We start from the raw sequence: 20,614 nt of genomic DNA, 5'->3' as shown, positions 1-20,614 counted from the left end.
TTCGCGCTGCGTTGCTGCAGCGCATCCGATGGAGTCGTCATGACCGCCGCTTCCGACGCCCTTGCAGATCGCCTGCGGCCCCTGCTGCCCGCCCTTGCTGCCAAGAGCATGTTCGGTGGCGTGGGCTTCATGCTCAATGGCAACATGGCAATCGGCACCACCGCCAAGGGCGCCCTGCTCGTCCGCATCGATCCAGCGCACCAGGCCGAAGCCCTCGCGCGCCCCGGCGCCTATGAGATGCATATGGGCCCGCGCCCCATGACCGGCTTCATCGCCGTCGCCCCTGAAACGCTGGCGGACGAAGCGGAACTGCGCGGCTGGGTCGCCTACGCCCTCACCTATGCGGAGACGCTGCCCCCGAAATGAAATCCGCCTCCACCACCATGGATCACCTCGCCGATCGCATCCGCGACCTGCTCGACGGCGATCCGCGCATCACCGAAAAGACCATGTTCGGCGGCCTGACGTTCCTCCTCAACGGCCACATTCTCATCGCCGCCAAGAAGGATGGCAACGTCCTGCTCTCTGTCGGCAAGGACCACAACGACGAAGCCCTCGCCCGCCCCGGCACCACTCAGATGGTCCACGGCGGCCGCACCATGCGCGGCTTCATCTGGGTTGACGGCGACGCCATCGAAGACGACGACGCCCTCCGTGACTGGCTCGACACAGCGACGCGCTGGGTAGCCCAGATGCCGGTGAAAGGCTGAACTCTTCCTTCCCTCTCCCCTTGAGGGAGAGGGTGCCCGAAGGGCGGGTGAGGGGCAGTTTCTGTTCTGCTACACCGCCGAAAACACCAGCGACGCATTCACCCCGCCGAACCCGAACGAGTTCGACAACACGTGCCGCAACGTCTTCGCCTTGGGAACCTTCGGCACCAGATCGAACCGCTCGCCAACGTCCGGTTCTTCGAGGTTCAGCGTCGCCGGCACCAATCCATGCCGCATCGCCTCGATCGAATAGACGGACTCAAGAGCCCCCGCCGCACCCATCAGATGCCCCGTCGCCGACTTCGTCGATGAAATCATCAGGTCCTTGCCGCGGTTGGCAAACAGCGTCCCGATCCCCGCCAGTTCCGCTGCATCGCCTACCCCGGTCGAGGTGGAGTGGGCGTTGATGTAGTCGATCTCGCCCGTAGACACGCCCGCCATCTTCAGCGCATTGCGCATCGCCGCCTGCGCCCCTACGCCGCCCGGCTCGCCTGAGGTCAGGTGGTAGGCGTCTGCCGAAGTGCCGTACCCGGAAAGCACAGCCAGCGGTGTCGCGCCCCGTGCCAGCGCATGGCTCAACCTCTCGATCACCAGCACCGCCGCGCCTTCCGCGAGTACGAACCCATCCCGCGCCCGATCAAACGGCCGCGACGCCGCCTTCGGATTGTCATTGAAGGCCGTGGACAGCGCCCGCGCCGCGCCGAAACCACCTACCGAAATCGGATCGACAGAACCTTCGGCGCCACCGACCACCGCCACTTCGGCTTCACCTGTGAGGATCAGCCGCATCCCGTCGCCGATCGCCTGTCCCGACGCGGCGCACGCCGTAACCGGGGCACCTATCGGCCCCTTGAACCCATAGCGGATCGAAATCCATCCGGCGGCCAGATTGGCCAGGAACGACGGCACCGTGAACGGCGACAGCCGCCGCGGGCCTTTCTCGATAATCGTTTCCACTGCTGCCGCCATTACCGGCGAGCCACCTACCCCCGTGCCGATGATCGTTGCAGTCGCGGCGCGATCTTCCTCGGTCTCAGGTGCCCAGCCGGCCTGCGCCAGCGCTTCCTGCGCCGCCACCAGCCCGTACTGGATGAACAGGTCCATCTTCTTGATGTCCTTGGCGTCGATCGCCACCAGCGGATCAAACCCGTCCGGGTCGTCGGACTTGGCGGGCACCAGCCCGGCGATCTTCGCCCCATAATTGGTCACATCGAACCGCGTGTTGCGCACCACCCCGCTACGGCCCGCAATCAGCCGCGCCCAGTTGGTCGCAACGCCAACCCCAAGCGGGCTCACAGCGCCCATGCCGGTAACAACGATCGGATCAGATTGGCTCATTTGAAGCTCCATTTATCGTGTATATACACAGCATCGGCAGATCGTCGCCTTGCCGACATAGGTCTACATCGCGGCCAGCCGCCGCAAAGTCTTGAGCGTGTCGTCGAACCCGCTGTCCCCAAGTTCAGCGCGAATCTCCGCCTGCGCCTTGCGCCAGTGCGGCAGCAATTGCGCCACCAGTTCCCGGCCCTTGTCTGTCAGCCCGCAGATCCGGCCGTTGCCCTGCTCCGCGGCATTCGAAGCAATCAGCCCCATCTTTTCCAACCGGTCGAGGTTGCGCGTCAGCGTCGTGCGCTCAAACCCGCGCTCTTCCGCCAACTGGCTCACGGTCTGGTCGCCCGCCGCAACGATCGTCCCCAGCAGCGAAAACTGCGTCGAGGTGATCCCGAACGGCCGCGCATAAGCATCATACCGGCGCGTAATTGCCCGCGCCGCCATCCGGCTGTTCGAAACCATGCAAAGCGAGAAGTCGTCTTTCATCACGCGATAGATAGAGTGTATATGCACAGTGTCAAGGTTCTGCTCCGCCAGGAACCAATCGCCGCTCGTCATCCCAGCGAACGCTGGGACCCATGCCTAGACCCTTACTGGCGGAAAGTTGGGTCCCTGCCCTCGCGGGGATGACACTGAGTGTCTTTCAAGACGCGGCCCCCTCGGTCCCCTCTACCCTCATGGGGAGAGGGCTAGCGACGCTAGGCCCGTCAGGGCCGTAGCAAAGCTGGGTGAGGGGCTTTTGAGCGTCCGAAGGCAAATCAGTCCGATGGACTGATTTGAGCGAGAAAGGCCATGAGAGCTATGCTTGAGTGGCTAGGGACTGGAGCCTCAGTGCATTGACACTGCAGAGAAACCCCCAACTTATCCCCGCCTCTCCAACCTGCGCTATTCTTCCGGTGTCCCCCACACGGGCGCGGTCGCGACGAACGAACGGTGGGGGGATCAGGGGCCAGGGAAGTCGTTTCCTGGCGGGCTGATGGTATTGGCAACCGACCGACCGGTCAGGCTCCGTCTTGGTAACAAGTCGCGAGGAGCGCCGGCCAGTACGCTCCCCGATACCGGAGGTCTCACAAAGACCCCGATGGTTCCGGCGTGGCGACGGCCATACAAAACTGCGGACTACCCGCGTCGGTCAACGCCGCGCCGGAACCCGCCTACACCTAAATCCCGAGGGCTCAGCGCCAGTCGGGCGCTTTCGCGCGACCATTTTCATGCTATGAGCGCTGCATCATTTTCACGCGCTGCCGAGGAGCCCAAGCATGGCCAAGATCAAAGTTGCCAACCCTGTCGTCGATCTCGATGGCGACGAGATGACCCGCATCATCTGGCAGGCGATCAAGGACAAGCTGATCCTCCCCTACCTCGACCTGAAGATCGAGTACTATGACCTCTCCGTCGAGAACCGCGACGCCACGTCCGACCAGGTAACCGTGGACGCTGCGAACGCCATCAAGAAGCACGGCGTCGGCATCAAGTGTGCCACCATCACCCCCGATGAGCAGCGCGTCGAAGAATTCAAGCTCAAGAAGATGTGGAAGTCGCCCAACGGCACCATCCGCAACATCCTGGGCGGCGTCATCTTCCGCGAGCCGATTATCTGCCAGAATGTCCCGCGTCTCGTGCCCGGATGGACCTCCCCGATCATCGTCGGCCGTCACGCCTTTGGCGACCAGTACAAGGCCACCGATTTCCGCTTCCCCGGCAAGGGCAAGCTGACCATCAAGTTCACCGGCGATGACGGCAAGGTCATCGAGCACGAAGTGTTCGATGCGCCGTCCGCAGGCGTCGCCATGGGCATGTACAACCTCGACGACTCGATCCGCGATTTCGCCCACGCCTCGCTGAACTACGCCATCAACCGCAAGGTCCCCTGCTACCTCTCCACCAAGAACACCATCCTCAAGGCTTATGATGGGCGCTTCAAGGACATCTTCCAGGAAGTCTTCGAAGAGCACTACAAGGCCAAGTTCGATGAGTTGAAGATCTGGTACGAGCACCGCTTGATCGACGACATGGTCGCCTCGGCGCTGAAGTGGTCCGGCGGTTACGTCTGGGCCTGCAAGAACTATGATGGCGACGTGCAGTCGGACATCGTCGCCCAGGGCTTCGGCTCGCTCGGCCTCATGACCTCTGTGCTGATGACTCCCGATGGCAAGATTGTCGAGGCGGAGGCCGCCCACGGCACCGTCACCCGCCACTATCGCCAGCATCAGCAGGGCAAGGAGACCTCGACCAACTCCATCGCCTCGATCTTCGCCTGGACGCGTGGCCTCGCCCACCGCGCCAAGCTCGACGACAACGCCGAACTGCTGAAGTTCGCGCTGACGCTCGAAAAGGTCTGCGTTGATACCGTCGAAGCTGGCCAGATGACCAAGGATCTCGCGCTCCTCGTCGGGCCGGACCAGAAGTGGCTGTCCACGATCGGCTTCCTCGACGCCATCGACGCGAACCTCCAGAAGGCCATGGCTGCCTGATCATGACCAGCCACGTCGTTACGCTCGGAACGGCCGAACCGATCCCGCTCGCTGCGGTGCGTCGCGAAGTGCCCCGTTCCGCAGTGTACGACGCGGTTATCGGCGCCCCCATCTGGGGGCTCGCCGAAGCGCGCGGTATTCCTCTGCTGATGCGAACCGTGGTCATCTTCCACGGTTCGCGATACCCGGCCGACGACACAATCGTGACCCTGGACGTTGGCCTCGCCGTCGCCGAGCCGTTCGAATCCGATCTGCAATTGCAGTCGATCGCGACGCCATCGGGCCGCACCGCCGAAGCGACCCTTGTGGGCGACTACGAGCGTCTGCCGGAAGTTCACCACGCTATTGCCCAATGGTGCGCCGCGCACGGCCATGTGCCAACTGGCGTCAACTGGGAAATCGTGACCTGGCACGAAGAGCCTGAAAAGCGCTTCACCAAGGTCTACTATCTGCTGGAATAGAAACGCGCTCGCCTCGCTAGATGTCGGCGAGCCCAAGGAGTCTTGCATCACCGACGTCAAATGCTCGACAGTTCAGGAACGGGGGGGAATACTGAGATGACGAGACTGACTATAGGACTGGTCGCGTTGTTCCTGGCGCTTGCCTGGGGACCAGCGCAAGCGGCGACGATATCGATCGTCTCCATGCAATATTCCGCCGCCCACCCGGTTCCCCACATCCACTACGAGGGCGAGACGGTCGCCGGCGATGTGGCGACCCTGCAGTCAGTCTACAACAGCTTCGTCAAATGCCGCCTCGCCTGCAGCGGCCCCGATGGCAGCGCAACCGCTGTACTCACGCTGAACGGCCCCGGCGGCAGCTATAGCGAGGGGCTGGCCCTGGCCGACTTCCTCCGCGCCAATCACATCGCCACTGTCGTTGAGCGCGGCGCCCAGTGCTACTCGGCCTGCGCCTTCGCTTTCCTCGGCGGTTCCGCCTATTCCAGCCAGGAGGGTATGGGGACCTATATCGACCGCATGGTCGAGCCCGGCTCCGTCGTCGGCTTCCACGCCCCCTATTCCGACGAAAATTCCTTCCTGCAAGCGCTTCAGGAACGCGGCGCGATGGAGACCCAGGGCGAGACCCGCGACAGTCTCGCTTTGATGGTCAAGGAACTGGTGAAGTGGAACGTCGACCCCGAAGTGCTGTTCTACATGGTCGGCATGGGTCCGGACGAAACCTATAATCTTCTGGCCGCCGACGACCTCTACCTCGCCCGCGTCGCCCTGCCCCCGACCCCAACCTCCAGTTGGATCACGGATCTGCCCAGCGCGGTCAAGAACGTCTGCGAGCGCCTGCTTGCCATCGATGAGCGAGCAGACCCGCTCGATATGGTCGAGCGCTTCCAGTCCGACTACACTACCGATATCGGCAAGACCCAGTATTCCGGCGCGCTCTCCGGCTACAAGCTTGGCGACCGTCCGCTGGCAATCGGTAGCTGCGCGATTACCGAACAGTCGCTAGCAACCGATGGCGACTACGAGATTGCGCTCTACTACACCCCCGGCCTCGATGGCCTCAACGCTCCCGGAACCAGCTTCTTCAACCGCCAGCGCGGCTGGTCCAGCGCCGGCACCGGAGGCGATCCGCTGAAGCGCATCCTGCAGAAGGGCCCGCTCAACTCGTACTTCCTCCCCATGGGCGTCAAGATCGATGACCTCGACTTGCCGGGCGAGGCGGAGATCGACAAGAACCGCTTCAACGCCCTGCTTCCTCCGCTCCTCGCCACCATCCCGGACGAGTTGACCATCGACAACGTCACACCATCTTCGCGTGTCTCGCATTCGGGCAATGTCTTCGTCTTCGAGCGCGTCGGCTCAGACCTGGTGTTCGATAGCGCGCGCGCCAAACCTGTCCTTGGCCGCACCCTAACCAACGACGCCGGCAACGACGTGAGCTTTGTCCGCGAAGGCACCTACGACGATACCGGCGCCAGCTTCTCCTGGTTCGGCTTCAAGAACGGACCCGACAGCACCGTGATCGAGGCAGTCATCGTCACGCCCGACAATAGCCCCGCAACCGCCGACGACCTGGACACTCTCCGCCGCGTTCAATGCGCCATTACCTTCGAGGACCTCGCACTCGACTGTTCATGAAACGGCGACCAATCGAGACGAAATAATTAGTCGCTGTGCCCTTCGGGCCCATCGACGCCTCGGGGGCACGCGCGTATAGGATCGTACATAATTCGCCGTCGTTCCTCCCCAATTTCGGATTACCAAAGATGCCCGTCGGCGTCGCTTTCTCCCTTGTTGCGTACTTCCTTTATTCCTGCTGCGACGCCATCATTAAAGCGTTCGGCAGCGGCCTGACCGTCTTCGAAATTGCTTTCTGGACCGCACTGTTTTCCTTCGTGCCCGCCATTTTCACCAAACCAAAAGGCGAAAACTGGCTGCGCTTCTGGGACATGAAGCATCCGTACCTGGTCAATCTGCGCAGCATCACCGGGCTCGTCGGCAATTTCTGCATCATCTTCGCCTTCACCCACATCCCGTTGGCCGAGGTCTACTCCATCGCCTTCCTCGCCCCGATCTTCGTGGTGGCCCTCTCCATCTTCTTCCTCCACGAAGAGGTGCGCTGGCAACGCTGGCTATTCCTCGCCGCCAGCTTTTGCGGTGTGCTCCTCGTCGTCCGTCCCGGCTTCCGCGACCTGCAACTCGGCCACCTCGCCGCGCTCTGCGCTGCGCTGATGGGCGGCGTGACCACCACAACGCTGCGGAAGGTCGCTCCCGTCGAAACCCGCGTCAGCCTTCTTGGCATCCCGCTGGGTTATATCGTCCTGGTCAACGGCCTACTGATGCTGCCGACATTCCAGTGGCCGTCGCTGCAGGAGTTCATCATGCTGATGACCATCGGTGCCATCGGCGGCACTTCAAACATCATCTTCATCGCCGCCACCCGTCGCGCGCCCGTCAGCCAGATTGCACCGGCGCAGTACAGCCAGATCGCCTGGGCGGTGATCTTCGGCGCCATCTTCTTCACCGAATACCCCGACCTCATCACTTACATCGGGCTCGCGGTTGTCGCAGGTGGCGGGATCATGAACGTGATGTCCGACGAAACCCGCATACGGATCTTCTCCCGCCTGTCGGTCTTCGGCCCGGCGAGCGCGATATCTGAGGTCAGCCCGCCGCTGGGCGACGATGCCAAGCCCCAACTGCGTCCCGGCGACGATGCAGCAGCTGCGGTAGGCAAGTAGCTCATGCGTGGCCTGACGCAGACATCGCTGGGCGTTATCCTCGGGCTATGTGCCTACGCCGCCTATTCGACCGGCGATGCGATGGTCAAAGGTCTCGGCAGCACGCTGGGCGTGTTTGAGATCGGCTTCTTCACCACGATCTTCTCGGTCCTCCCTGCGGCCTTTACCAAGCCAAAAACCGAGCGTTGGCGCGACACCTTCAAGCTGAGCCACCCGGCTCTCGTCCACCTGATCGCTGTCTGCCGTACCATAAGCGCGATCCTTGCAGTGTTTGCGTTTGTCACGATCCCCTTGGCAGAGGCCTACTGCATCATCTTCCTGATCCCGGTGTTCATCACCATCCTGTCGGTTTTAGTGCTGAAGGAGGAGGTCAGCGCGGGGCGGTGGGGACTGGCGGTGCTGAGCTTTGTGGGTGTGCTGATCGTCGTCCGGCCCGGGTTCCAGGCCCTCCAACTCGGCCACCTCGGCGCCTTTGCCTGCGCCATCACCGCCGCGATATCGGCCACCGCTACGCGGCTGATCTCGGGGACGGAGAAGCGCACCAGCCTGTTTGTGATCCCGGGGCTTTATACGCTCGTCGTCAATGGCGCATTGCTGGTGTTTGGCTTTACCGCACCGACATGGTTCGAGCTCGTGGCCCTGCTGGTGTGCGGCGTGCTGGGCGGGGCAGGCTATCTGTTCCAGATCGCAGCGCTGGTGAAGGCGCCGGCGAGCCGGGTGGCGCCGATGCAATATAGCCAGATCGTCTGGGCGCTGATTTATGGCGCTCTGTTCTTCAAGGAAGTGCCGGACGCGGTTGGTCTGGTCGGGCTGTCGATCGTCGTCGCTTCCGGCATCGCCGGGATTTTCTCCGATGGTGCCCGCGCCCGTATTGCCGGGCGCTGGGCAGAGTTCCGTGGGCGTCGCAGCGAGGTCGCGAGACCGGGCGATGTTGGTCCCGGCCCCGACGCAGTCTAGCCCCTAGAGCGCCGCGCGGACGGCTGCGATGGCGGCGTCGGCCTTCGACCCGTCAGGGCCGCCGCCCTGCGCCATATCGGGACGGCCACCGCCGCCCTGCCCGCCAAGTGCAACCGTTGCGAGCTTGACGAGATCAGCCGCCGACTTGCGGGCGGTGAGGTCTTCGGTGACACCGATCGCGACTGTACCCTTGCCATCCTCGCTGACGAGGATGAGGGCAACGACGCCTGAGCCGAGCTTCTTCTTTTCGACATCGATCAGTCCGCGCAGATCCTTGGCCTCGACGCCACGCACGGTGCGGCCAGCAAAGGCGATGCCGTTGACGGTTTCGGCCGCAGGCGCGGCTTCGGCACCGCCGCCACCACCGAGCGCCAGCTTCTTGTTGGCTTCGCTAAGCGCCCGCTCGGCCTTCTTGAGGCTGTCCTGCACCGCTTCGATGCGATCAAGCACCTCGTGCGACTGCGTGCGGAGGAGGCTGGCGGCCGCATCGACGATCCGTACGTGGTCGTTGCCGCGATGGCGCGCGGCCTTGCCGGTCAGGGCTTCGAGACGACGCACGCCGGCGGCGACGCCCGCTTCGGCAACGATCGAGATGAGCCCGATATCGCCAGTGCGGCGCACGTGGGTGCCGCCGCAGAGTTCGACCGACCAGCCAAGGCCGTTGCCGGTCGGCTCTCCCATCGACACGACGCGCACTTCATCGCCGTACTTTTCGCCGAACAGCGCCCGCGCACCCGAGTTCTTGGCGTCATCGACGCTCATCAGACGGGTTTCGACGGGAGTGTTCTGCAGCACGATCTCGTTGGCGATATCTTCGATCTGGACGAGTTCCTGCGCTGTGATGGGCTTGGTGTGGACGAAGTCGAAGCGCAGGCGGTCGGGCGACACGAGCGAGCCGCGCTGCGCCACGTGATCGCCCAGTACCAGGCGAAGCGCTTCGTGCAGCAGGTGCGTCGCGGAGTGGTTGGAGCGGATGGCCGAGCGGCGTGTGTGGTCGACGGCCAGGGCGAGGCCCTGCCCGAGCTTCAGCGTGCCCTGCTCGACCGTTACCTTGTGGCCGAACACGCCATGATGCTTGCTGGTCTCGAGCACGGTCGCGGCAACGCCATCCCCGGTGATCCGGCCGCTGTCGCCAACCTGGCCGCCGCTCTCACCGTAGAACGGGGTCTGGTTGAAGACCGCAAAGCCCTCGTCACCGGTGGTCAGCACCTCGACCATCTGGCCACCCTTGACCAGGGCGACAATCTCGCCTTCCGCAGTCTCGGTTTCGTAGCCGAGGAATTCCGTGGGGCCGACTTTGTCCGCGACGGCGAACCAGACCTGATCGTCTGCGGCTTCGCCAGAACCCGCCCAGCTCTTCCGCGCCTCGGCCTTCTGAGCAGCCATGGCGGCATCGAAACCGGTGGTATCAACGGTGATGCCGCGGGTGCGGAGTGCATCCTGCGTCAGGTCGAGTGGGAAGCCATAGGTGTCATGAAGCTTGAAGGCGACGTCGCCGGCCAGCACGCCACCTTCGCCAAGGTCCTCCGTCTCGTCGGAAAGAATCTGGAGGCCACGGCCGAGCGTCTTGAGGAACCGGTTCTCTTCGAGTTCAACCGTTTCAGAAATGCGGGATTCGCCTGCCACCAGCTCGGGATAGGCCTGCCCCATCTCGCGTACGAGGGTCGGTACGATCTTGTAGATCACCGGCTCATTCGCGCCCAGCAGCGTTGCGTGACGCATGGCGCGGCGCATGATGCGGCGCAGCACGTAGCCGCGACCTTCGTTGGAGGGCAGCACGCCTTCGGCGATCAGGAAGCTCATCGACCGCAGGTGGTCCGCAATGACGCGGAGACTCGCCGTCGAGCTGTCACCATTGAAACCGATGGCCTGCTGCGTCGACGCGATCAGCGACTTGAACAGATCAATCTCGTAATTGTTGTTGGTGCCCTGCATCACGGCGGCAACGCGTTCGAGACCGGCGCCAGTATCGATAGAGGGCTTCGGCAGCCCGGTGCGCGACCCATCGGCCGCCTGCTCGAACTGCATGAAAACGAGATTCCAGATCTCGACGAACCGGTCGCCATCTTCCTCGGGCGAGCCCGGAGGGCCACCCCAATACTTGTCACCATGATCGTAGAAGATTTCCGAGCACGGACCGCAAGGGCCGGTGTCGCCCATCTGCCAGAAGTTCGACTTGGCGCCGAGTCGAACGATGCGCTCTTCGGGCAGGCCGGAAATCTTCTTCCACAGCGCCATCGCCTCGTCGTCGTCCTGGTAGATCGTCGCCGTCAGCTTGTCCTTGGGCAGGCCCCACTCCTTGGTGAGGAGGTTCCAGGCGAGCTCGATTGCGTGTTCCTTGAAGTAGTCGCCGAACGAGAAATTGCCGAGCATTTCGAAGAACGTGTGGTGGCGCGCCGTGAACCCGACATTGTCGAGGTCATTGTGCTTGCCGCCTGCGCGCACGCATTTCTGCGAGGTGGTGGCCGTCGAATAAGGGCGCTTTTCAACGCCGGTGAAGACGTTCTTGAACTGCACCATGCCCGCGTTGGTGAACATCAAAGTCGGGTCATTCCGCGGCACCAGCGGGCTCGACGCAACTGCCTCGTGCCCATTCTTTTCGAAATAGGAGAGGAAGCTCGACCGGATATCGTTCACACTCGTCATTTGGGGTCTCTTACAGACAAAAGGCGGGGCCGAGGCTCCGCCGTAAACAACAGGAAAAGCCTTCTATCGCGGGGGTCGCGCCTCTGTCCAGCGCGCGGGCAATAGACTGTAACAAAATGGACACGCGAACGCGCCCGCTGGCCACATGGCTTCGGGTGAGAACCAGTGAGGACGAGCGCCGGCGAGGCCCAGGCCTCAAGGCGGGTAGTCCGCAGTGTGTGCGAGGTCGGACCTCGCCGGCGCGATCGGACGTTTCCACCTCGCTCCGGCGGACCGCGGGGACTTCCCCGGAACCGCAGTGCCTGGCCACCGGCGGATCGCTCCGACCGGCCTCCCGAAGGAGGGGGGCTTATCCCCGCAGTCCAGATCCACGGAGCCAAAACCCCGGACGTTTCTGCGCAGGCACCCCGGCTCCCCGTGAGGGGAGCTCGGCCCCTGGCCGCCCGAAAGCGGCCGTGACACCACTGGCGGCCCTCGTCCACCCTTTGGGGAATGGCATCCGGCCGGCCGGAACTTCGGCAAGGAGGGTGCGACAACCTCCATCCGATCCTGTCCCCGCAAACCGTTCGCTCGCGATCCCGTCCAGCGCGGGGGCAGTGAGCGCAGTATAGTCCGGCGTGAAGGCGCGGGGATAAGTGGGGGGTTTTGTTAGGGGATCAAAGCACTATCGTGGCTCCGCACACCCCCTCCCGGCCTCCCCCATCAAGGGGGAGGTGCTGATCGAGCGTGTGGCACGCCCGTTGCGAACCGCACCAGCTGGCACCCTCCCCCTTGTGGGGAGGGTTGGGGAGGGGGCGGCGCGTCCCCCAAAAGCGAAGGGCGCCACTGGGGCGCCCTTGGGATGCGTAACGGAATGCGAACCGATCATGCGTCCGCGTCGTCGGCCTCGTCGCCTTCCGGAGCGGCCAGGAGCGCTTCGCCGAGGACGCCGGAGCTCTGGCGGACGCCCTGCTCGATGAGGTCGGCGATCTGCGGGTTGTCCTTGAGGAACTGGCGCGAATTCTCGCGGCCCTGCCCCAGGCGCTGGCTGTCATAGGAGAACCAGGCGCCGGACTTCTCGACGATGCCAGACTTCACACCCAGGTCGAGCAGCTCGCCGGTCTTGGAGATGCCTTCGCCATACATGATGTCGAATTCGACCTGGCGGAACGGCGGGGCAAGCTTGTTCTTGACCACCTTGACGCGTGTCTGGTTGCCGATCACTTCCTCGCGCTCCTTGATCGCGCCGATACGGCGGATGTCGAGACGAACCGAGGAGTAGAACTTCAGCGCGTTGCCACCGGTGGTGGTTTCGGGCGAGCCATACATCACGCCGATCTTCATACGGATCTGGTTGATGAAGATCACCATCGCCTTGGACTTGGAGATCGACCCGGTCAGCTTGCGCATAGCCTGGCTCATCAGCCGCGCCTGAAGGCCCGGCATGGAATCGCCCATCTCGCCTTCAAGTTCGGCCTTGGGCGTCAGCGCCGCAACAGAGTCGACCACGAGGATATCCACTGCGCCGGAGCGCACCAGCGTATCGGCGATCTCAAGCGCCTGTTCACCCGTATCGGGCTGCGAGATCAAGAGCTCGTCCACCTTCACACCGAGTTTCCGGGCATAGATCGGATCCAGAGCGTGCTCGGCGTCGATGAACGCGGCTGTACCACCGTTCTTTTGCGCCTCGGCGATCACGTGCAGTGCCAGCGTCGTCTTGCCCGAGCTTTCTGGCCCGAAGATTTCGACGATACGGCCACGCGGCAACCCGCCAATTCCGAGCGCAATATCGAGGCCGAGCGAACCGGTGGAAATCGCTTCGACCTGGGCAATGGCGCCCTCGCCGAACCGCATCACCGTTCCCTTGCCGAAACTCCGCTCGATCTGGCTCAGCGCTGCAGCGAGCGCCTTTTCCTTGTCCATCGATCCCTCAACCACGCGCAACGGCGTAACAGCAGCAGCCATCTTCGGTCTCCTTATTCCACTTCGGTTCGCCCTACGCAAACCAAGCGCTTGTCCATGTAACGTACCTAATCTGTTCTCATTTTGTTTCTAAATCGTCAAGGGACAAAATAAGAACAGACAGCTTTATGTGGCCGGCACTTCAGTCGGGCGCTGTAGTTGCATGATTCGACGAAAGGCCGGTGGGCATCGCTCCAGGCTGTTCCGCGGGAGATTGCGATGAAATCTCTGCGATCAGCCCCAAGGACCTGCTGTTGAGCGTCGTCTCAGCTTTATGGGGGGCAAGCACGAGCGCGACGGATCCCCACTCACAGCAACCTTCAATGGACACACCCATGTCGACCAAGATCGCCGGTATCGCCGCCCTCTCGTTCCTGCTTTTCGCCGTGCCTGCAACCAGTGCCCTGGCGCTCGATCGCCATGTTCTGGTGACCAACGACACCTCGTACACAATCCGTGAGTTCTACGCGTCCAATGTCGGCGCCAGCTCGTGGCAGGAGGATATCCTCGGCAATGAGGTACTGGCTCCGGGGGACACCATCAACGTCAACATTGATGATGCCAGCGGCTATTGCAAATATGACTTCCGCGCCGTCTTCGACGATGGCACCGAGGCCACCAAGCCCGCCGTCAATGTGTGCGAGGTCGCCAAGTTCACTTTCACCGAGTGATGCCTCTCGGGCCGGACTGGAAGCAACACCGGTCCGGCCCCGTATATCGGCCAAAAGTTGCAGTGTACCGGTTGGTGATACACACCCAAAATGCGGATGCGTTCCCCGTCGCGCCGCGCTATAGGGACACCACCAAAAACCGGGGGACCCCAGCACCATGCATCTGATCCAGTTCCAGGACGAAACCGGCGCCCGCGCCGTTGCCGCGACCGAAGGCACAACCACCAGCGTCGTGACCGGAGCCACCAGCGTCTACGAGCTTGCGACAGAGGCCGCCGAGCGGGGCCTGACGCTGCGTGCGGTGGTTATCGAAAAGGGTCTGGGCAGGAGCGTTGACCGCGCCGCGCTGGCTCGCGAGGGGCGCCTGCTGGTGCCGGTCGATCATCCCGATCCGGCCCATCTTTATGTCACCGGCACCGGCCTTACCCATCTTGGTTCGGCCTCGACCCGCGACGCGATGCACAAATCCAACCAGCAGCAGGCAGAAGCCCCGCTGACGGACTCGATGAAGATGTTCCGCATGGGCCTTGAGGGCGGCAAGCCCAAGGCTGGCGAGATCGGCGTACAGCCCGAGTGGTTCTACAAGGGTAATGGCTACGCCGTCGCCGCGCCGGGCGCGCCGATCCCGTCGCCGTCCTTTGCCAAGGACGCTGGCGAAGAGCCGGAAATCGCCGGCATCTACCTGATCGGCAAGGATGGCACACCCTTCCGCCTCGGCTTTGCGCTGGGCAACGAGTTTTCCGACCACGTGACGGAGCGGGTGAACTACCTGTTCCTCGCCCATTCCAAGCTCCGCTTCTGCTCGTTTGGGCCGGAACTGCGTGTCGGCGAGTTGCCGCGCAATGTGTCGGGCATGTCGCGCATCCTGCGTGACGGCAAGGTGATCTGGGAAAAGCCGTTCCTCAGTGGTGAGGACAACATGAGCCACACCATCGCCAACCTCGAATACCACCACTTCAAGTACGACCTGTTCCGCCAGCCCGGCGATATCCACGTGCACATGTTCGGCACGGCAACGCTGAGCTTTGCCGATGGGATCAAGACCGAGCCCGGTGACGTGTTCGAGATCGAGGAGGCCCAGTTCGGCCTGCCGCTGAGGAACGCCGTCGCCTGGGACAAGGAGCGCCCGGTGGTGATCCACCAGCTCTAGGTAGCTTCAGGTAGACCCATGTTCTGGCCGGGCACGTTGCCCGGCCAACTGCTTAGTGCCCCATCGGCAACATCTCAAAATCGACGCGTCGTGGCCGTTTTCGTGCCCGTCCTTCGCCCCATTCCTCCGCCCTGATCGAGATGCGCAGACTGCTCCGGCCCCTTGCCGGATGGTCATTGGGATGATTTTCGCCAAATCCAACCTATCGGACAGAGGCCTAATTCATCCAGCGCAGCAAGTGTGCTTGGCGCGGTGGGTTGGGAGGCTTTCGCACCAGTTGTAACCGAGGCGAAGGGCCAACTCATGATCTATGTTTCATCGACAACGACGGCTGCCGAACTGCAGGCCATCATCGATTCGGCGCCGGCCGGAACCACCATCCAGCTGGGCGCAGGTGACTTCACGTTCGACCGTACGGTGGTGATCAACCGCGACGATATCGCAGTGGTCGGCGAGGGCTCGGATGCCACTACGATCAACCTCGTGGGCAATGCCCGCGCCGGTGGCGCCTTCCAGATTGGCGGGGTGATCGACCAGGAGACCTATAGCGGTAGTTTCGACCTGGTGAGCACTGCGGCGGAAGGCAACAAGGCGCTGCACCTCGCGGATACCACAGGGCTCAAGGCCGGTGATGTGCTATGGGTGGAACTGCCCAACACGCCCGAATATCTCGACTCGATCGGCGACACCCAGTGGCGCGAGGACAAACCGCTCCGCACCTCGATGGTCGAAATCGCGTCGGTGAACGGCAATACCGTAACGCTCGTCAATGGCCTTGCTTTCGACTTCACCGAAGACGCTACCGTGCAGCGGATCGAGGTTGCCGAGAATGTGCGCGTCGGCGGTTTCACTATCGATTCGGGACTGGCCGATGCGGACCCGGCCGTGTTCGAAAATACCGTCGCGGCCTTCGACCGCTCCAATGTGATTTCGATCTCCGCTACCGCGGATACGCGGTTGTTCGACGTGGTCATCCACAATGCGCCCTCGAACGGAGTGACGATTTCGCAGTCGATCCTGGTCGATGCCTCAAACATCACCGTAGATGGCGCGATCAACAAGGGCGACGGCGGCAACGGGTACGGCATTCAGCTCAAGGCCGTGTACGACAGCAGCCTCGTCGGGCTCGAGGCCTATGACACGCGTCATGCGGTGCTGTTTGCCAGTTGGACCAGCGAGGCCAACAATACCATCAATGTGCGCGGCACCAATCGCGACATCAATTTTCACGGTGGCGCCGACCATGACAACGTGGTCGAGGTGGTGACCTCGTCGCGCACCGACGCCGAAGCTGGGTATCTGTCGCCAACGCTGTTCGTCAATTCGGACGGAACCAGCTACGGCGCTCCGACGGATCCAAACGCCAATACCGTGACGTTCCGCTACGTCAACGGCACCAACAAAGCCGAGGTGCTGGTGGCCGATCCGCTGGGATCCGAATTCCACGCCCGGTCTGGTGCCGACACGCTGATCGGCGGCAAGGGCGTCGACCTGCTTTACGCAGACAAAGGCGACGACCTTATCTACGCATCGGGTGGCAATGACCGGATCGATGGCGGGCTGGGTAACGACAGGCTCTACTATGATGGCGACCAGTCCGGTTTTCAGATCACCAAGTCGCTCGACGGCGGATACATCGTGCACAAGCCCGATGGCAGCTATGACCGGGTGGGCGGAGTGGAGACACTGGTGTTCAACGATGGCAGCGTCACCGTTGCGAGCCTCACCAATCTCGGCACGACATATTTCGGCACAGGCGATGCTGACCGCATCACCGTCACCTCGAGCAATGACGTGGTGCTGGCCGGGGACGGCTATGACCGGATCGTGTCGGCGGTCAGCTTCACGCTCGGCGCAGACAGCGAGGCACTGGAGTTCACCGGCACTGCAGCAGTCAACGGCTACGGCAACGAAGGCGCCAATTCGTTTACCGGGAACGATGCAGCAAACCAGCTCTTCGGGCTTGGTGGCAACGACCGGTTCTTCGCGCGCGGCGGCAATGACTACGTCGCTGGTGGAGACGGCAATGACGAGCTTTATGGGCAGGCTGGCAACGACCGGCTGTTCGGCGGCGATGGGCTCGACACCCTCAATGGCGGCTCGGGGAGCGACACGTTCGTGTTTTCCCGCGGCCACGACGAGGTTGAGGATTTTTCGAGCAGCGCGAAGGACCGGGTGGATATCGGATTGACCAGTTTCACCAACGCTGCGGACTTCTACGCGGCTTTCAAGCTGGCCGCCAACGCCAGTGGAGATACGCTTGCGCAATATGGCATCGACGTGAATGCCCACGGCTCTCAGGTCGATATCTACGTGACCGATGCGAACGGCGAGGTGCTCTCGATGTCGCTGCATGGCGCAGCGTTGCAAAGCCTGTTGGCCAGCGGCGACTGGATCGTTTGATGTGTTGCCCCCGGGACAGCGGCGTCCCGGGGGTATTCCGCCTCGATCAGTCGCGCGCCCGGAGCTGGCGGACCCGCTCGAACGCTACAGCGATGATGATGAAGCTGCCGATGAAGGTGCCCTGCCAGAAGGCACTGATGCCGAGGAGGCCCAAGCTGTTACGGATCACTTCGATCAGTGCAGCACCAACCAGCGCGCCGAGCGCCGTTCCCGCGCCGCCGACAAGGCTGGCCCCGCCGATGACCGCAGCAGCGATCACCTGCAGCTCCATCCCATTGCCCAGATTGGTGGTCACCGCGCCGAGCCAGCCGGTCTCGATGATGCCGCAGATGCCTGCCGTCAGGGCCGAGATGATATAGACCGCGACCTTGATGGGCTTGACAGGAACACCCGTCAGCTCAGCCGCGCGCTCATTGCCGCCGATGGCAAAGATATGGCGGCCAAACCGCGTCCAGCGCAGCATGAAGCCAATAATCAGCGCGAGAACGATCGTGTAGATCACCGGATTCGAAATGCCGAACACCCACGCCCCGCCGCCGAGGGCAAGAAGCTTGTCGTGATCGGGCCCGAACTGGAACACCACGGTGTTGTTGGACGCCACCATCGCGAGACTGCGGGCGATCGACATCATGCCCAGCGTCACGACGAAAGGTGGAAAGCCGAGATAGGCGATCAAGACGCCGTTGATGGCGCCGACGATGACGGCCACCAGCAGGGTTACCGCGATGCCAATCTCGATGCTGAAACCGGCATGCATCACCACCGCCAGCACCATGCTGCAAAGGCACAGCACCGAGCCAACCGAGAGATCGATACCCCCGGTGATAATCACCACAGTCATGCCCAGGGCGATAATGGCGGTGAAGGTGAAGTTGCGTGTGATGTTGTAGATATTCTGAGGTGTCGCGAAGGCTTGCGTCGCAAAGCTGAGGAATACGCAGGCCAAGAGGATAGCGACGATCACCCACAGCGCCTGGCTGTTGAGCGCATTGGTGAACCAGTTGTTCTGCTTGCGCGCGATGGTTTGTTCGAGGGTCATGGCCATCTTTACACCTGCTCAATCGCGCCGGTGATGAGACCGGTAACTTCTTCGGGCGAACTCGCCGCAACCTTCTTGTCGGCAACCTTGCGGCCGCGGCGCATGACGATCACGCGGTCGGCCACAGTGAAGACGTCGGGCATGCGATGGCTGATCAGCACAATGGCGATGCCCCTGTCGCGCAACTGCTTGATGTGGTTGAGCACTTCGGCCACCTGCCGCACGGAGATAGCGGCAGTGGGCTCATCCATCAGCACGATTTTGGCGTCTGACAGCATGGTTCTCGCGATGGCCACGGCCTGGCGCTGGCCACCTGACATCATCTTGATCAGGTCGCGCGGCCGGGTCTCGGATTTCAGCTCCGCAAAGAGCTTGCCTGCCTTTTCGTACATGCCGGCATAGTCGAGCACGCTGAACGGCCACACCCCACGGCGCAGTTCGCGACCGAGGTAGACGTTGGCGGCAGCGGTCAGGTTGTTGCAGAGCGCCAGATCCTGGTGGACGATCTCGATGCCATGCCGGCGCGCGTCGAGCGGGCTGTGCAGATGTACGGGCTTGCCGTCCATGCGCATGCCACCACCCGAGGGCGGGAAGTTGCCCGCGATCATCTTGACCAGCGTCGACTTGCCAGCGCCGTTGTCGCCCATCAACCCGACGACCTCGCCGGGCTCGATCGACAGCGACACATCGGTGACCGCGTGGATCGCGCCGAAATGCTTTGAAATGTTTTCTAGTTCGAGAACCGCCACGGCTCGTCAATCCTCCCCTGGATGCAGCCGGTGACCTTGCTGGCCTTTCGTGCTGCAAAAAACGCCGCCGGCAGGATCCTCCATCCCATCGGCGTAGCTGACCTGATTAATGCAGAACCCCAAAAACGCGTCAACTTGAGGGAGCGTCAAATAGTACGACTTTTTGGCAGTTGATGGGTTGACGTACGTAACCGGTCAAGATTAGCTGATAGACGGGAGGGTTGTTCTGCCTGTCACCACGGTATCAAGCCGGGGACGTCAGTACATCGCCCTCTTGTTCCAAGGGAGGGAAATATGAAAGCACTGAGTTTATTGATGATTGCTGGCTTCGCGGCTTTGACCGCAAGTCCCGCACTCGCAGAAAAGAAGCAGCTGGTGATCGTGGTCAAGGGCCTCGACAACGCCTTCTTCGAAGCAATCCACCAGGGTTGCGAGAAGTGGAACGGGGAAAACGCCGATTCCGAATACGAATGCTTCTACACCGGCCCGGCATCGACCTCCGATGAAGCAGGCGAGGCCCAGATCGTGGCCGACATGCTTGCAAAGTCGAGCACTGCCGCCATCGCGATCTCGCCGTCCAACGCGCCGCTGATCGCCCAGACCCTGAAGTCTGCCAATGCGACGATCCCGGTGATGACGATCGACGCCGACCTCGCCAAGGAAGATGCCGGCCTGCGCAAGACCTATCTCGGTACCGACAACTATCTGATGGGCAAGCGCATCGGCGACTACATCAAGGCTGCCGCACCTGAAGGCGGCAAGATCTGCACGATCGAAGGCAACCCGGCTGCCGACAACATCCTGCGCCGTGCGCAGGGTATGCGCGACGCACTGTCGGGCAAGGAAGGCCTGGCAGCGCTGGCTGGCGAAGGCGGCTGGACCGAAATCGCCGGCTGCCCGGTGTTCACCAACGACGATGGCGTCAAGGGCGTCCAGGCAATGAGCGATATCCTCGCTGCCAACCCCGACCTTCGCGCCTTCGGCATCATGGGCGGCTGGCCGCTGTTCATGGCACCGCAGCCCTACCGCGATCTGTTCAAGCCTCTGGCTGACAAGATTGCGTCCAACCAGCTGGTCATCGGCGCTGCCGACACCATTGGTGACGAAGTTGCCATCGCCGGTGAAGGTCTCGTGACCGCCCTGGTGGGTCAGCGTCCGTTCGAAATGGGCTACCTCGCTCCCAAGACCATGATCTCGCTGATCAAGGGCGAAGCTGTCGCCGACCCGGTGTTCACCGGCCTCGACGAATGCACCAAGGACACGGTTGCGACCTGTATCCAGAAGTAAGTTTTCGCTCCGGCGGAACGAGAGGCGCGCTTCGGCGCGCCTCTTTCATTTTGGGC

Annotated in this window: 17 protein-coding genes; 11 read left to right on the top strand and 6 right to left on the bottom strand. The window is 62.6% G+C overall.

Going from position 1 to position 20,614, the window contains the following annotated elements:
- Window positions 1–39 precede the first annotated feature (39 nt).
- On the top strand, window positions 40–366 hold the full coding sequence (locus tag ACO06J_RS05085; protein ID WP_421759619.1) for a TfoX/Sxy family protein: 327 nt from the start codon (window positions 40–42) through the stop codon (window positions 364–366).
- Window positions 363–710, top strand: a complete 348-nt coding sequence (locus ACO06J_RS05080) for a TfoX/Sxy family protein (RefSeq protein ID WP_421759618.1) — start codon at window positions 363–365, stop codon at window positions 708–710. Before ACO06J_RS05085 ends, ACO06J_RS05080 begins: the two co-directional genes overlap by 4 nt.
- A gap of 69 nt (window positions 711–779) precedes the next feature.
- On the opposite strand, the gene fabF is transcribed toward ACO06J_RS05080, so the two are convergent.
- Together fabF and ACO06J_RS05070 are read right to left on the bottom strand one after the other, a co-directional pair.
- Window positions 780–2,048: a beta-ketoacyl-ACP synthase II gene (fabF, locus tag ACO06J_RS05075; protein WP_421759617.1), complete on the bottom strand. Its 1,269-nt coding sequence runs from the start codon at window positions 2,046–2,048 to the stop codon at window positions 780–782.
- A 63-nt stretch (window positions 2,049–2,111) separates the two neighbouring features.
- Window positions 2,112–2,600 carry a MarR family winged helix-turn-helix transcriptional regulator gene (locus ACO06J_RS05070; RefSeq protein ID WP_421759616.1) on the bottom strand — a complete coding sequence of 163 codons (489 nt, stop codon included), beginning with the start codon at window positions 2,598–2,600 and terminating at the stop codon, window positions 2,112–2,114.
- Window positions 2,601–3,301: 701 nt separating this feature from the next.
- Between ACO06J_RS05070 and ACO06J_RS05065 the strand changes: the two genes are divergently transcribed.
- The 5 genes from ACO06J_RS05065 (at window position 3,302) to ACO06J_RS05045 (ending at window position 8,672) form a co-directional block, all read left to right on the top strand.
- The gene (locus ACO06J_RS05065; protein ID WP_421759615.1) at window positions 3,302–4,516 is read left to right on the top strand and encodes an NADP-dependent isocitrate dehydrogenase; all 1,215 of its coding nucleotides are present in this window, start codon (window positions 3,302–3,304) and stop codon (window positions 4,514–4,516) included.
- Between the two features lie 2 nt (window positions 4,517–4,518).
- On the top strand, window positions 4,519–4,977 hold the full coding sequence (locus ACO06J_RS05060; RefSeq protein WP_421759614.1) for a GyrI-like domain-containing protein: 459 nt from the start codon (window positions 4,519–4,521) through the stop codon (window positions 4,975–4,977).
- 96 nt (window positions 4,978–5,073) lie between these two features.
- Entirely contained in the window at window positions 5,074–6,612 is a 1,539-nt protein-coding gene (locus ACO06J_RS05055; protein ID WP_421759613.1) for a hypothetical protein, read from the top strand.
- Between the two features lie 128 nt (window positions 6,613–6,740).
- A complete protein-coding gene (locus ACO06J_RS05050) occupies window positions 6,741–7,715 on the top strand; it encodes a DMT family transporter (protein ID WP_421759612.1) in 975 nt (324 codons plus the stop codon).
- Between the two features lie 3 nt (window positions 7,716–7,718).
- Window positions 7,719–8,672, top strand: a complete 954-nt coding sequence (locus ACO06J_RS05045; RefSeq protein WP_421759611.1) for a DMT family transporter — start codon at window positions 7,719–7,721, stop codon at window positions 8,670–8,672.
- Between the two features lie 3 nt (window positions 8,673–8,675).
- On the opposite strand, the gene alaS is transcribed toward ACO06J_RS05045, so the two are convergent.
- Together alaS and recA are read right to left on the bottom strand one after the other, a co-directional pair.
- A complete protein-coding gene (gene alaS / locus ACO06J_RS05040) occupies window positions 8,676–11,318 on the bottom strand; it encodes an alanine--tRNA ligase (RefSeq protein ID WP_421759610.1) in 2,643 nt (880 codons plus the stop codon).
- 864 nt (window positions 11,319–12,182) lie between these two features.
- Complete coding sequence (gene recA / locus ACO06J_RS05035; protein WP_421759609.1) at window positions 12,183–13,262, bottom strand: recombinase RecA; 1,080 nt, start codon at window positions 13,260–13,262, stop codon at window positions 12,183–12,185.
- Between the two features lie 332 nt (window positions 13,263–13,594).
- Here recA and ACO06J_RS05030 point away from each other — a divergent pair, with 332 nt between their 5' ends.
- The 3 genes from ACO06J_RS05030 to ACO06J_RS05020 all read left to right on the top strand — a co-directional run bounded on the left by ACO06J_RS05030 (window position 13,595) and on the right by ACO06J_RS05020 (window position 17,483).
- The gene (locus ACO06J_RS05030) at window positions 13,595–13,930 is read left to right on the top strand and encodes a hypothetical protein (RefSeq protein WP_421759608.1); all 336 of its coding nucleotides are present in this window, start codon (window positions 13,595–13,597) and stop codon (window positions 13,928–13,930) included.
- 157 nt (window positions 13,931–14,087) lie between these two features.
- A complete protein-coding gene (gene araD1, locus ACO06J_RS05025; RefSeq protein ID WP_421759607.1) occupies window positions 14,088–15,080 on the top strand; it encodes an AraD1 family protein in 993 nt (330 codons plus the stop codon).
- Between the two features lie 303 nt (window positions 15,081–15,383).
- Entirely contained in the window at window positions 15,384–17,483 is a 2,100-nt protein-coding gene (locus ACO06J_RS05020) for a calcium-binding protein (RefSeq protein WP_421759606.1), read from the top strand.
- A gap of 46 nt (window positions 17,484–17,529) precedes the next feature.
- Here the strand turns inward: ACO06J_RS05020 and ACO06J_RS05015 are convergent, their stop codons facing one another.
- Together ACO06J_RS05015 and ACO06J_RS05010 are read right to left on the bottom strand one after the other, a co-directional pair.
- Window positions 17,530–18,528 carry an ABC transporter permease gene (locus tag ACO06J_RS05015; RefSeq protein ID WP_421759605.1) on the bottom strand — a complete coding sequence of 333 codons (999 nt, stop codon included), beginning with the start codon at window positions 18,526–18,528 and terminating at the stop codon, window positions 17,530–17,532.
- Window positions 18,529–18,530: 2 nt separating this feature from the next.
- The gene (locus tag ACO06J_RS05010) at window positions 18,531–19,271 is read right to left on the bottom strand and encodes an ATP-binding cassette domain-containing protein (protein WP_421759604.1); all 741 of its coding nucleotides are present in this window, start codon (window positions 19,269–19,271) and stop codon (window positions 18,531–18,533) included.
- Window positions 19,272–19,586: 315 nt separating this feature from the next.
- Between ACO06J_RS05010 and ACO06J_RS05005 the strand changes: the two genes are divergently transcribed.
- The gene (locus ACO06J_RS05005; RefSeq protein WP_421762452.1) at window positions 19,587–20,558 is read left to right on the top strand and encodes a substrate-binding domain-containing protein; all 972 of its coding nucleotides are present in this window, start codon (window positions 19,587–19,589) and stop codon (window positions 20,556–20,558) included.
- Window positions 20,559–20,614 lie beyond the last annotated feature (56 nt).

The organism is Devosia sp., assembly GCF_965229025.1.
GTDB lineage: Bacteria > Pseudomonadota > Alphaproteobacteria > Rhizobiales > Devosiaceae > Devosia_A.
The sequence above is the reverse complement of the archived record's forward strand: the minus strand, read 5'-3'. Positions and strand labels throughout refer to the sequence as shown.

What these genes read in the sequence shown, in the direction of transcription:
- ACO06J_RS05085 (WP_421759619.1), top strand. Translation starts at nt 40, where the DNA reads ATGACCGCCGCTTCCGACGCCCTTGCAGATCGCCTGCGGCCCCTGCTG.
- ACO06J_RS05080 (WP_421759618.1), top strand. Translation starts at nt 363, where the DNA reads ATGAAATCCGCCTCCACCACCATGGATCACCTCGCCGATCGCATCCGC.
- fabF (WP_421759617.1), bottom strand. Translation starts at nt 2,048, where the DNA reads ATGAGCCAATCTGATCCGATCGTTGTTACCGGCATGGGCGCTGTGAGC.
- ACO06J_RS05070 (WP_421759616.1), bottom strand. Translation starts at nt 2,600, where the DNA reads ATGACGAGCGGCGATTGGTTCCTGGCGGAGCAGAACCTTGACACTGTG.
- ACO06J_RS05065 (WP_421759615.1), top strand. Translation starts at nt 3,302, where the DNA reads ATGGCCAAGATCAAAGTTGCCAACCCTGTCGTCGATCTCGATGGCGAC.
- ACO06J_RS05060 (WP_421759614.1), top strand. Translation starts at nt 4,519, where the DNA reads ATGACCAGCCACGTCGTTACGCTCGGAACGGCCGAACCGATCCCGCTC.
- ACO06J_RS05055 (WP_421759613.1), top strand. Translation starts at nt 5,074, where the DNA reads ATGACGAGACTGACTATAGGACTGGTCGCGTTGTTCCTGGCGCTTGCC.
- ACO06J_RS05050 (WP_421759612.1), top strand. Translation starts at nt 6,741, where the DNA reads ATGCCCGTCGGCGTCGCTTTCTCCCTTGTTGCGTACTTCCTTTATTCC.
- ACO06J_RS05045 (WP_421759611.1), top strand. Translation starts at nt 7,719, where the DNA reads ATGCGTGGCCTGACGCAGACATCGCTGGGCGTTATCCTCGGGCTATGT.
- alaS (WP_421759610.1), bottom strand. Translation starts at nt 11,318, where the DNA reads ATGACGAGTGTGAACGATATCCGGTCGAGCTTCCTCTCCTATTTCGAA.
- recA (WP_421759609.1), bottom strand. Translation starts at nt 13,262, where the DNA reads ATGGCTGCTGCTGTTACGCCGTTGCGCGTGGTTGAGGGATCGATGGAC.
- ACO06J_RS05030 (WP_421759608.1), top strand. Translation starts at nt 13,595, where the DNA reads ATGTCGACCAAGATCGCCGGTATCGCCGCCCTCTCGTTCCTGCTTTTC.
- araD1 (WP_421759607.1), top strand. Translation starts at nt 14,088, where the DNA reads ATGCATCTGATCCAGTTCCAGGACGAAACCGGCGCCCGCGCCGTTGCC.
- ACO06J_RS05020 (WP_421759606.1), top strand. Translation starts at nt 15,384, where the DNA reads ATGATCTATGTTTCATCGACAACGACGGCTGCCGAACTGCAGGCCATC.
- ACO06J_RS05015 (WP_421759605.1), bottom strand. Translation starts at nt 18,528, where the DNA reads ATGGCCATGACCCTCGAACAAACCATCGCGCGCAAGCAGAACAACTGG.
- ACO06J_RS05005 (WP_421762452.1), top strand. Translation starts at nt 19,587, where the DNA reads ATGATTGCTGGCTTCGCGGCTTTGACCGCAAGTCCCGCACTCGCAGAA.